Here is a 9883-nt window from a genome sequence, read left to right on the forward strand (position 1 = left end):
GTCCCCCGGGACGGGACAGTCCCGTCCCGGGGGACCGCCCGGGCCCGTGCCGAGGCCTCAGCGGAAGTAGTGGCCCTGGTCGAGGTCCGCGAGCAGCCCGGGGCCGGTGGGGTGCCAGGCGAGGAGGTCGCGGGTCAGGGCGCTGGAGGCGGGCTGGTCGACGGCGAGGATGCCGCCGAGGAAGCCGAAGTCCTCGGCCGGGGCGGCGGCCGTCGGGAGGGAGAGGTGGCGGCCGATCACCGCGGCGATGTCGCGGATCGGTACGCCCTCGTCGCCGACGGCGTGCAGCATCGAGCCCGACGGGGCCTGCTCGGCGGCCAGGCGGAACAGGCGGGCGGCGTCGCGCACGTGCACGGCCGGCCAGCGCTGGGAGCCGTCGCCGACGTAGCCGGAGACGCCCTTGGCGCGGGCGACGGTGACCAGCTGGGCGATGAAGCCGTGGTCGCCGTCGCCGTGGACGGTGCGGGGCAGTCGGACGACGGACGGGCGCACGCCGCGCTCCGCCAGGGCGAGGACGGCCGCGGCGTTCTCCTCGCGGCCCGCCCCGAGGGAGCCGTGGGCGCTGCGGTCGTGCTCGGTGGCCGTCCGCCCGGGTGCCGCCGGTGTCCCGTGGGCGACGACCAGGGGCTTGCCGGAGCCTTCGAGGGCCTCGCCGAGGGCCTCGGCCGCGCGGGCGTCGGTGCGGATCGAGGCGTCGAAGGCGGTGAAGTCGTGGACGAAGGCGAGGTGGATGACGGCGTCGGCGGTGGAGGCCCCGGCCCGTAGGGCGTCCAGATCGCCGAGGTCGCCGCGCAGGACCTCGGCCCCGGAGGTGGCGACCTTGGCGGCCGAGGCGTCGGACCGGGCGAGCCCGGTGACCCGGTGGCCGGCCTTGATGAGTTCGGGGACGACGGCGGAGCCGATCCAGCCGGACGCGCCCGTGACGAAGACGTGCATGACAGAACCTCCGAACGAGTGATGTCAGTGACTGTCGTCAGGCTAGCAGTGATGTCAGGGACTGTCATCGCGTACGATCACCGCATGGGCAGATGGGAGCCGAACGGGCGCGGACGGCTGGCGGAAGCGGCACTGGCGCTCTTCGCCGAGCAGGGGTTCGAGCGGACCACGGCGGCGGAGATCGCCGTGCGGGCCGGGCTGACCGAGCGGACCTTCTACCGGCACTTCGCCGACAAGCGCGAAGTCCTCTTCCACGGCACCGAGTTGATGCGGGAGCTGCTGGTACGGGCGGTTGCGGAGGCACCCGCCGACGCGGCCCCGATGGAGGCGGTGGGCGCGGCCCTCGAAGCCGTGGGCGCCGTCCTGCAGGAGAACCCCGAACGGGTCCGGCGGCGCGACGCCGTCGTGTCGGCCAGCCCGGAGCTACGGGAACGCGAGCTGGTCAAGCTCGACGCGATGGCGGCGGCGACCGCCGAGGCGCTGCGCGGCCGCGGCGTCCCCGCGCCGACCGCCGGCCTGGCGGCCGAGACGGGCATGGCCGTGTTCAAGGTCGCCGTCGCGCGCTGGATCGCCGAGCCGGCCGACCCGGTCGGCCCGGACGGTTCGGACCTGCCGGCGCTCATCCGCGCGTCCGTGCAGGACCTGCGGCAGGTCCTCGCGGCCGGCGCGCCTGCCTGAGGCGTGCGGGGATAGGGGCGTGCGGGGAAGGGTCGTACGGGGAAGACCGGGACCCCGTACCGCACCTCGAGGAGATTCGAGGAGAGCCGCTGCGGATCAGGCGGTGCCCGGGCGCACGGCGGTAGCGGGTCGGGGTGCGGGTTCTGTGGTCCAGGCCCGGACCAGGATTTCGGCGTGGTCCGCGAGCAGGGCGGGTGGCAGCGGGCCGCCGGTCTCCAGGATGACGGCGAGGACGGGCCCGGTGAGCTGGGCCGCGGCCAGTGGCGCGGGGGGCATGTGGGCGGCGTGCGGGCTCACGCGGGCGAGTACGGCCTGGGCTGCGGTGCCGAGGAGGTCGGCGGTGCGGACGAGGTCGCGTACGGCGCTGTCGTGCTGCGCTTCGCCCAGCAGGGCCCGGTAGGCGAGACCTGCGGGTGAGGTGGTGAGGAAGCACGTCAGCGCTTCGAGGAATGCGGTGAGGTCGTCCGTGGGGCGGGCTCGGGGTTCCGTGGCCAGTTCGTGGGCGGCGTCACTGGTGCTTGCCTCGAGCAGGATCTCGGCCTTCGTGGACCACCACCGGTAGACCGTCTGGCGCCCCACCCCGGCCCGCTCGGCGATGCCCTTCATGGTCATCGCCGCGTATCCCTGCTCGACGAGCAGGTCGTCGACGGCGTGGAGAACGGCGACCCGCGCCGCCTCACTGCGGGGGCGCCCGGGTGAAGCGTGCTCTGGGGGGGTGCTCTGCATGGGGCCAGCTTAACAAGACACCGTGCCTCGAAATGGTGCTAGCCTCTTTCGAGACACAGTGACCCGTAATTGGGTGGCGGCTACGCCGTGCCCAACGGCCCTCACGGCAGAGGAAGCCCTCATGAACACCACACGCCACCGCACCGGCCCGGCCCGGACCCTCGACCCGGCCGCACCCGCCGAGACCCGCCCCGCCGCCACGCCGGGAGACCGCACGTGAACACCCTGGCGCCCGGGATCCGCGACGGAATGACCCCACGGCAGGTGACGTTCGCCTTCCGCGGCCTCCTCGCGGTGCGGCTGCTCGGCGCACTCGCCAACGGCATCATGCTGCCGTTCATCGTCCTGTGGGCCCACCGCGTCGGCGGACTCGGCGGAGCAGCGGCCGGAGCCCTCTTCCTCGTCCAGGCCGCCGGCGAGTTCACCGGAGGCCTGGCCGGGGGCGTCCTGGCCGACCGGATCGGGCACCGCCGCATGATGCTGCTCTCCACGACGGGAATGGCCCTGGGCTACGGCGGCCTCTTCCTGGTCCACCACGCCGTCCTCGCCCTCGTGCTGTTCCTGGCGGCAGGGCTCTTCGAGTCGGCGTTCCACCCCACGATCGCCGCCCTCATCGGTGACCTCCACGCGGATGAGGACCTTCACCAGGCCTACGGACTGACCCGCGTGGTGGCCAGCATCGGCGGTGTGGTCGGACCGGTCCTGGGCGCGGTCGCCGTCGCCTTCTCGCTGTCGAGCGTGTTCGCCGTAGCGGGCGTACTGCTCGTCGCCGCCGCGATCGCCGTGTTCATCACCGTCCCCGCCGACCGCGTCACAGGTCCCGAGACCGCACAAGAGGCAACCGGCGGCGAGGCCGAGAACGTGCACAGCCCGTTCACCCACATCCTGCGCGACCGCAGACTGGCCCTGCTGATCCTCGGCGGCAGCCTGCTGACCGTCACCTTCACCTGGTGGGAAGCGGACGGCCTGGTCCTCCTGAACCGCGTGGGCTCCATAAGCCCCACGGCCTACGCCATCCTGTTCGCCGTCGACGCCCTCGCGATCATCCTGTTCCAGATGCGCGTCAGCCGCTGGGCCCGCCGCCGCGACACCGCCCGGCTCCTCTTCCTGGGCGCCGCCCTCCAAGGAGCCGGCCTCGCCGGGTTCGCCGCCGCCGGCCTCGGCTACCCCGCCCTCGTCGCCGCGGCCCTCGTCACCTCCTTCGGCATGATGATCTACGGCCCCACCACCTCGGCGTTCGTCAGCCGCCACGCCCCGGCGGGCAGCAGCGCCACCTACCAGGCCGCCCTGTCCACCTCGCAGGACATCGGCTCGGCGATCGGCCCGATGTCCGGGCTGGCCCTCGGCCGCATCGGACCGCCCGCCCTGGTCTGGCTCGCCGCACTCCCCCTGGGCCTGCTGGCCGCTCTCGCGACCGCCCGCGCCACCCGGGTCCCACAACAGCGGGGCGCCGGGACCGTGCCGGCGCAGAGGACGGAGCCGTAGCAGCCTCACGGTGCCCATCCGTCGGCGAGGAGGCGGAGGCCGTCGAGCGCGCCCGGCGCGCCGTCGGGGTGGGGCGGGCCGAGCCGTGCCGACCCGTGTGGGGCCCGGTCCGGCCGTCAGGGCCGGGCCGGGTCGTTGGGGTGGGACTCCAGGGCGGTCACCGTGAGGGTCATCCACGGCCGCAGCGGGAGGCTGCCCAGCACCTCCTCGCGCAGCTCGTCCTCGTCGGCGGCCCGCCAGACGCCGATGCTGCGCAGCTCGCCGACCGGGCGCCACAGCCGCGCCAGGCGCCCGGCGGCGGCCAGCTCGCGGGCGCGGACGGCCTCGGCGGCGCGCCGGCGGTCGACCTCCGCCGCGGGCGTGCCCTCGGGCACGGTGGTGGTGATCTCGACCAGGAACTCGCGCAGGGGCGCGGCGGCCTCCCGGGGCAGGAGGGAGACCTGGTAGTGGGCGATCGCCCAGCCGTCGGCGGTCCGTTGCAGCAGGACGCCGAGGAAGACGCTCAGCGTCGGGCGGTCGGTGAACGAGAAGTCCACGGCCAGGTATCCGCGGACGAGGTCCCGGGCCGGGCGGTCGATCGTCAGGATCTCGTACTCGGCGGTCATGCCGGCGGGTTGGGCGGCGTAGTAGGCGGCCACCCCGGGCCGCCCGACGCTGTAGGGGTGCAGGCCCTGGAAGACCGCGTCCTCGGTGAAGAGGGCGGCGACGCGTTCGGGCTCGTGCCGGTCGACCGCGTCCTTCCAGCGGTCGAGCACCTCGCGCAGGACGGTCTCGTCGGCCGGGTCCTCGTCCATGGTCCGGGTCTCCTCTCGGGAGCGGCGGTGCCGCTGCGGTGGCCGGCGCTCGCGCCGCCGCCCAGGTGCAGGATCCCCCGGACCGGGCGCCGGCCGCTCGTCGGCGGCCCGTCGACCCCCTCTAGGCCTTGACCGGTGCGGCCGACCTGGCGGCCTGCTCGACCTTCGCGACGTAGGCCGCACGGGCTTCCTCGTCGGCCTGCTGCTCGTGTTCGGGGCGCATCCCGGTCCGGCCGTCGAGGCTCTCGCGCAGGATGTCGGCGTGCCCGGCGTGCCGGTTGGACTCGCCGAGGACATGGACCATGACGGCGAACAGGTTCGTGTCGGCATGAGGCCCAGGCCACCACGGCACGTGGCCTGGGGCGTCGAGGGGGAGCCCGTTGATCGTCGCGTCCGCGTGTTCCCAGGTGCGCCGGTAGAACCCGATGACCTGATCGCGGGTCTCGTCCTCGGTCGCCCACAGATCGCCGCCGTCGGAGTCCTGCCACCGGGGCAGCGGCTCCGGGGACGGGCGGTCGAAGACCTCGCCGAAGTACCTGGCCTCGACGGTGGCCACGTGTTTGACCAGGCCGAGGAGGTTGGTCCCGGTCGCCGTCAACGGTCGGCGGGCGTCGTACTCGGACAATCCGTCGAGCTTCCAGAGCAGTGCCTCGCGGTCCCGCCGCAGTCTCGCGTGCAGGTTGTCCTTCGCGAAATCATCGATCATGCGCCATGAGCCTGCCATGGGCTGCTCGTGCTCTCAAGATCCCGTACGTGGTCCAACGACCCGCTTTGGCGGCGGACGGCGGGTGCCAGTGGACTTCATGGACAGGTGTCCAGATAAGATGGACACCTGTCCATGAACTCGGGAGCTGACGATGCGTACGACGGCGGAACTGCTGGTCGGCCTGGTGGCCGTGCTGCACGGGTACATCCTGGTGCTGGAGATGTTCCTGTGGGAGCGGCGGCCCGGCCGAGAGCTGTCCGGGTTCGACCCGGAGCTCGCCCGGGCGACGGCGCCGCTGGCTGCCAACCAGGGCCTCTACAACGGCTTCCTGGCCGCCGGGCTGGTCTGGGGGCTGCTCGCCGGCGGTACCACGGGCCACCAGGTGCAGGTGTTCTTCCTGTCCTGCGTGGTGGTGGCCGGGCTGTACGGCGGCGCCACCGCGAACCGGCGGATCCTGCTCGCCCAGGCCCTGCCCGGAGCGGTCGCCCTCGGCGCCGTCCTGGTGGCCGGATGAGCGCCGCCCCGGACCCGTGGGACGCCCTGAACCCCAGGGGGGCCGTGGACCCGAGGGGCGCCGTGGACCCCAGGGCCGAGCGGACCCGGGCCGCCCTGCGGCGGGCGCTGCTGGCGGAGTGCGCCGAGCGGCCGCTCGCGGAGGTCAGCGTCGCCGCCCTGGTGCGCCGGGCCGGGGTGGGGCGGGCCACCTTCTACGTGCACTACGCCGATCTGGAGGCGCTGGCGGTGGACGCCTGCGCCGACCTGGTCCGGGTGGCGGTGGACGCGCTGCACGCCTGGCGCGGCGTGCCCGACCCGGACGTCCCGCCGCCCGCCCTCACCGGGTTCTTCACCGAGCTGGTGCCGCACGCCGGGCTCCACCGCGCCCTACTGGCGCCGGGCGGCGGCGGGCCGCTCGGCCTGGTGCTCAACCGCGAGCTGCGTGAACGCAGCCGCACCGAGCGGGCGTTGGCCGGAGCGCCGGAACCGGACCTGGTGGCGGCCGCGGTCGCCGGCACGTTCACCGGGGTGCTCGCCGACTGGCTGCACGGCCGGATCGCGGCGGAGCCGGAGCGGGTCGCCGAGCGGGTCTGGCGCCTGCTGATCTCCCTGCACCGCACGCCGGGGCTCTGACCGGCACGACGGCGGGGCGTCAGGCCACCGGGACGGGTACGGGTGCCCGTCCGGTCTCGGCGATCAGGGCGCGGAGGGCGGCGGCGACCGGGGCGGGGCGTTCCTGCATGGCGACGTGGCCGGTGTCGGGGAGGGTGAGCAGGCGGGCGTCGCGGAAGGCGGCGTAGGCGCGCGGGGCGAGCCGGAACGGGACGAGGCGGTCCTCCCGGCCGTAGACCAGCAGCGTGGGGGCGGTGATCCGGCCCGCCTGGCGCCAGGGGGAGGCGGCGCCCCGGTGCAGGGAGGTGCGGACCACGGCGCGCATGCCCGCGGGCAGCATCCCTCCCGCGTACGGGAGTTCGCTGCGGCGCAGCCGTTCGCGGGCCTCCGCCGCGCGCACCTCGGGGCGGACCCGGGCGGGGTCCGCGTAGATCAGCCGGTAGAGGTCGTCCAGTTGGCGGTCCGGGCTCCGCTCGGCGAGCAGCCGGGCGTACAGGCGCGGGGCGCCGGGGAGGGCGAGCAGCGCCGCGCGCAAGGCCTGGGGGGAGGGGAGGGCGGGCAGCACGGGGGCGAGCAGGGTCAGGGAGGCGACCAACTCGGGCCGATGGGCGGCGATGTGCATGGCCGTCAGGCCGCCGAGGGAGTTGCCGACCAGATGGACCCGGCGGTGCCCGGCGCGGTCCAGGTGGGCGGCGACGGCCGCGGACTGGCCCTCGACCGTGACGAGGCCGCCGGGCGGGGGCGCCGACCGGCCGTAGCCGGGGAGGTCCAGGGCCAGGCAGTGCACCGCGCCGCGCAACTGGCCGATCAGGGCCGCCCAGTTGTCGGTCCAGCCGCCCAGGCCGTGCAGGAAGACGGCGGTGTCGGCGGCGGGTGCGGTGCCGGGGGTGTAGGCGGCGGCGAGCGGCTGGTGCACGGGGGCTGGTTCCTTCGGGAGCGGAGCTGCGGTGGAGTGGCGGTGGCGTCGCGCGGCTCACCGCCGCAACGCTCCGGTGGTCTCCGCGATGGCGAGGCGGTAGTGCCCGATCAGCCGGTCGCCGATCGACGCCCAGTCGCGCTCGGCCACGGCGGCGCGGCCCGCCCGGCCGAGTTCGGCCCGCAGGCCGGCGTCCCGGGCGAGCCGGTCGACGGCCGTCCGAAACTCCTCGCCCGCGCCGGGCGGCACCAGGAAGCCGGTGCGCCCGGGGCGGACCAGGTCCAGCGGCCCGCCGGCCGCCGGGGCGACCACCGGCAGGCCGCTGGCCATCGCCTCCTGGACGGTCTGGCCGAAGGTCTCGTACGGTCCGGTGTGCGCGAAGACGTCGAACGAGGCGTACAGCCGGGCGAGTTCGTGCCCGGTGCGGCGGCCCAGGAACTCCGCGTCCGGCAGTGCGGCCTCCAGCGGTGCGCGGCACGGGCCGTCGCCGACCACCACCAGCCGCACGCCCGGCAGCCGGGAGGCCTGCACCAGCCGGTCGACCTGCTTCTCGGCCGCCAGCCGTCCGACGTAGCCGACCAGCACCTCGCCGCGCGGGGCGAGCCGGCGGCGCAGCGCCTCGTCGCGGTGGCGCGGGTGGAAGCGCTCCCGGTCGACCCCGCGCGGCCACAGGTGGAGCCGGGGGACGCCGTGGGCGGCCAGCGCGTCCAGCGAGGCACGGGAGGGCGCCAGCGTCCGGGCGGCCGCGCCGTGGACCCGCCGCAGGATCCGCCAGGCCGTCCGGGCACCGGCCTCGCCCGCGAACGGGAGGTAGGTCCGGGCGTAGGCCGCCATGTCCGTCTGGAACACCGCCACGGCCGGGACGCCGGCCCGCCGGGCGGCCGCGGCGCCGGCCGCGCCGAGGGCGAACGGCCCGGCCAGGTGGACGACCTGGGGGCGGTGCCGCTCGATCGCGGCCGCCAACTGCCCGCCGGGCAGGGCGATCCGCACCTCCGGGTAGCCGGGCAGCGGAACGGACGGGACCCTGAGCACCTGGTAGCCGTCCACCCGCTCGGGGCCGCGCCGGGTGCGGGTCGCCGGGGTGACCACCAGGACGCGGTGGCCGCGGGCGCTCAGGTGCTCGGCGGTCCGCAGCACGCTGTGGGCGACGCCGTTGAGCTGCGGCGGGAAGGACTCGGTGACGATCAGGACCCGCAGCGGTCCGCCGTCCGGCCCGGGGGTGGGGGGTGCGGCGGTGCCGAGCGTCACCGGCCCCGACAGGAGGCGGCTCACCGGGCGGCCCCGCTCTCGATGCGGGCGGCCCCGGTCTCGACCCGGGCACGACCGTCCTCGGCCCTGGCCCCGGGTACGGCCGCGCTCGGCGGCGCGTCGACGCAGCGGCCCACCGCCCGGAGGTCCCGCAGGATCTCCCGGAACGAGTCGACCAGCCCCGCCTCGGCGTACGGCAGGCCGACCTCCGCGCAGTAGGCGCGCACGATCCGCGAGGCCGGGCGCAGCGCCGGGACGGGCATGGCCGGGAAGAGGTGGTGCTCGATCTGGTAGCCGAGGCCGCCGAACAGGAAGTGGGTGAACCGTCCGGCGCGCAGGTTGCGGGAGGGCAGCACCTGGCGCCGGAGGTAGTCGGCGGGCTGCTCGTCCGGTCCGGTCATCGGCATGCCCTTGTGGTTGGGCGCGAAGATGCAGCCCAGGTAGACGCCGAGCACGGCGCCGCACAGCACGGCGAAGGCGAGCGCCTGGAGCGGGGTGAGGACGGCCAGCAGCAGGCCCGCCGCGAGGGCGTAGTGCAGGGCGGCGAGGGTCCGTTCCAGCACCGGGTGGCGCAGCCGGCCCCGGGTCAGGGTCACGGCGGTGGCGACGACCAGGCCGAGGGCTTGGAGCGAGAGCAGCGGGAAGAACAGCTCCGCCTGGTACTTGGCGACCGTCCTCCTCAACCCCTCGGTACGGGAAGCCTGTTCGGCGGTGCGGACGAAGAGCATGGCGTTGGCGGCCGGATCGCGCCCTTCCCGGTTCGGGTGGGCGTGGTGGCGGTTGTGGTCGCTGACCCACCAGCCGTAGCTCATCCCGACCACCAGGTTGCCGAGCAGGATGCCCGCGAGGTCGGTGCTCCGGCGCCCGGAGAACACCGCGTGGTGCGCGACGTCGTGGCCGAGCAGCGCCAACTGGCCCAGCACGAGGGCGAGTACGGGCGCCAGCGCGAGCTGCCACCAGCTCGCGCCGACGACGGCGAAACCGGCCAGCAGCAGGACGAGGGCGCCCAGCAGGGCGGCGGCCCGGCAGCCGTAGTACAGCGGGCGCTTGCGGAGCAGCCCGGCCTCGCCGACGCGTCGGCGTAGCTCGGCGAAGTCCCCGTGCCGGGTGGTTCCGGCGGTCGGGGTGTCCTGAAGGGTCATGCCACCATCCCGGTCTCGGGTCGCTCCGGCCGGTCGTGGCCGCAAAGCCACCCGGGCCCCGGGGGGCGCCGCGCGGGGCCGCGGGGGGGGCGGGGCGCCCGCCAACACCCCCCCCCCGCCGGGGGGGGGGGCGGGCGGGGGTGAG

Annotated in this window: 11 protein-coding genes and 1 pseudogene; 4 read left to right on the top strand and 8 right to left on the bottom strand. The window is 75.5% G+C overall.

Translation table 11 applies throughout. The features are described 5' to 3' along the window. Window positions 1–57 precede the first annotated feature (57 nt). Window positions 58–936: an SDR family oxidoreductase gene (locus tag ACFWXO_RS43795; RefSeq protein WP_380532479.1), complete on the bottom strand. Its 879-nt coding sequence runs from the start codon at window positions 934–936 to the stop codon at window positions 58–60. Window positions 937–1020: 84 nt separating this feature from the next. On the opposite strand from ACFWXO_RS43795, the gene ACFWXO_RS43800 reads away from it, so the two are divergent. Continuing rightward, window positions 1021–1614, top strand: a complete 594-nt coding sequence (locus tag ACFWXO_RS43800) for a TetR/AcrR family transcriptional regulator (RefSeq protein WP_380532482.1) — start codon at window positions 1021–1023, stop codon at window positions 1612–1614. A 96-nt stretch (window positions 1615–1710) separates the two neighbouring features. Here ACFWXO_RS43800 and ACFWXO_RS43805 read toward each other — a convergent pair whose 3' ends face one another. After that, the gene (locus tag ACFWXO_RS43805; protein ID WP_380532484.1) at window positions 1711–2340 is read right to left on the bottom strand and encodes a TetR/AcrR family transcriptional regulator; all 630 of its coding nucleotides are present in this window, start codon (window positions 2338–2340) and stop codon (window positions 1711–1713) included. A 249-nt stretch (window positions 2341–2589) separates the two neighbouring features. On the opposite strand from ACFWXO_RS43805, the gene ACFWXO_RS43810 reads away from it, so the two are divergent. Next, a complete protein-coding gene (locus ACFWXO_RS43810; RefSeq protein ID WP_380532487.1) occupies window positions 2590–3825 on the top strand; it encodes an MFS transporter in 1236 nt (411 codons plus the stop codon). A 116-nt stretch (window positions 3826–3941) separates the two neighbouring features. Here the strand turns inward: ACFWXO_RS43810 and ACFWXO_RS43815 are convergent, their stop codons facing one another. From ACFWXO_RS43815 to ACFWXO_RS43825, 3 genes and pseudogenes are all read right to left on the bottom strand, one after another. Then, window positions 3942–4232 (bottom strand): muconolactone Delta-isomerase family protein, encoded by a 291-nt coding sequence (locus ACFWXO_RS43815; RefSeq protein WP_380397224.1) that lies wholly within the window; start codon window positions 4230–4232, stop codon window positions 3942–3944. Between the two features lie 21 nt (window positions 4233–4253). Further along, window positions 4254–4619, bottom strand: a pseudogene (locus ACFWXO_RS43820) (YybH family protein); the annotation flags it as partial. 121 nt (window positions 4620–4740) lie between these two features. Further along, window positions 4741–5325, bottom strand: a complete 585-nt coding sequence (locus tag ACFWXO_RS43825; protein WP_380532490.1) for a DinB family protein — start codon at window positions 5323–5325, stop codon at window positions 4741–4743. Window positions 5326–5476: 151 nt separating this feature from the next. Here ACFWXO_RS43825 and ACFWXO_RS43830 point away from each other — a divergent pair, with 151 nt between their 5' ends. Both ACFWXO_RS43830 and ACFWXO_RS43835 read left to right on the top strand, forming a co-directional pair. Beyond that, entirely contained in the window at window positions 5477–5839 is a 363-nt protein-coding gene (locus tag ACFWXO_RS43830; protein WP_375884222.1) for a DUF1304 domain-containing protein, read from the top strand. Then, window positions 5836–6453, top strand: a complete 618-nt coding sequence (locus tag ACFWXO_RS43835) for a TetR/AcrR family transcriptional regulator (RefSeq protein WP_380532494.1) — start codon at window positions 5836–5838, stop codon at window positions 6451–6453. The genes ACFWXO_RS43830 and ACFWXO_RS43835 overlap by 4 nt, the downstream gene beginning before the upstream one ends. Window positions 6454–6472: 19 nt before the next feature. Here the strand turns inward: ACFWXO_RS43835 and ACFWXO_RS43840 are convergent, their stop codons facing one another. From ACFWXO_RS43840 to ACFWXO_RS43850, 3 genes are all read right to left on the bottom strand, one after another. Further along, on the bottom strand, window positions 6473–7348 hold the full coding sequence (locus ACFWXO_RS43840; protein WP_380532497.1) for an alpha/beta fold hydrolase: 876 nt from the start codon (window positions 7346–7348) through the stop codon (window positions 6473–6475). Window positions 7349–7405: 57 nt separating this feature from the next. Continuing rightward, window positions 7406–8545, bottom strand: a complete 1140-nt coding sequence (locus tag ACFWXO_RS43845) for a glycosyltransferase family 4 protein (protein WP_380532504.1) — start codon at window positions 8543–8545, stop codon at window positions 7406–7408. 71 nt (window positions 8546–8616) lie between these two features. Continuing rightward, window positions 8617–9738, bottom strand: coding sequence for an acyl-CoA desaturase (locus ACFWXO_RS43850; protein WP_380532500.1), 1122 nt, complete (start codon window positions 9736–9738; stop codon window positions 8617–8619). Between the last annotated feature and the right edge of the window lie 145 nt (window positions 9739–9883).

Source organism: Kitasatospora sp. NPDC059088, from assembly GCF_042738155.1.
GTDB lineage: Bacteria > Actinomycetota > Actinomycetes > Streptomycetales > Streptomycetaceae > Kitasatospora.

What these genes read in the sequence shown, in the direction of transcription:
- ACFWXO_RS43795 (WP_380532479.1), bottom strand. Translation starts at nt 936, where the DNA reads ATGCACGTCTTCGTCACGGGCGCGTCCGGCTGGATCGGCTCCGCCGTC.
- ACFWXO_RS43800 (WP_380532482.1), top strand. Translation starts at nt 1,021, where the DNA reads ATGGGCAGATGGGAGCCGAACGGGCGCGGACGGCTGGCGGAAGCGGCA.
- ACFWXO_RS43805 (WP_380532484.1), bottom strand. Translation starts at nt 2,340, where the DNA reads ATGCAGAGCACCCCCCCAGAGCACGCTTCACCCGGGCGCCCCCGCAGT.
- ACFWXO_RS43810 (WP_380532487.1), top strand. Translation starts at nt 2,590, where the DNA reads ATGACCCCACGGCAGGTGACGTTCGCCTTCCGCGGCCTCCTCGCGGTG.
- ACFWXO_RS43825 (WP_380532490.1), bottom strand. Translation starts at nt 5,325, where the DNA reads ATGATCGATGATTTCGCGAAGGACAACCTGCACGCGAGACTGCGGCGG.
- ACFWXO_RS43830 (WP_375884222.1), top strand. Translation starts at nt 5,477, where the DNA reads ATGCGTACGACGGCGGAACTGCTGGTCGGCCTGGTGGCCGTGCTGCAC.
- ACFWXO_RS43835 (WP_380532494.1), top strand. Translation starts at nt 5,836, where the DNA reads ATGAGCGCCGCCCCGGACCCGTGGGACGCCCTGAACCCCAGGGGGGCC.
- ACFWXO_RS43850 (WP_380532500.1), bottom strand. Translation starts at nt 9,738, where the DNA reads ATGACCCTTCAGGACACCCCGACCGCCGGAACCACCCGGCACGGGGAC.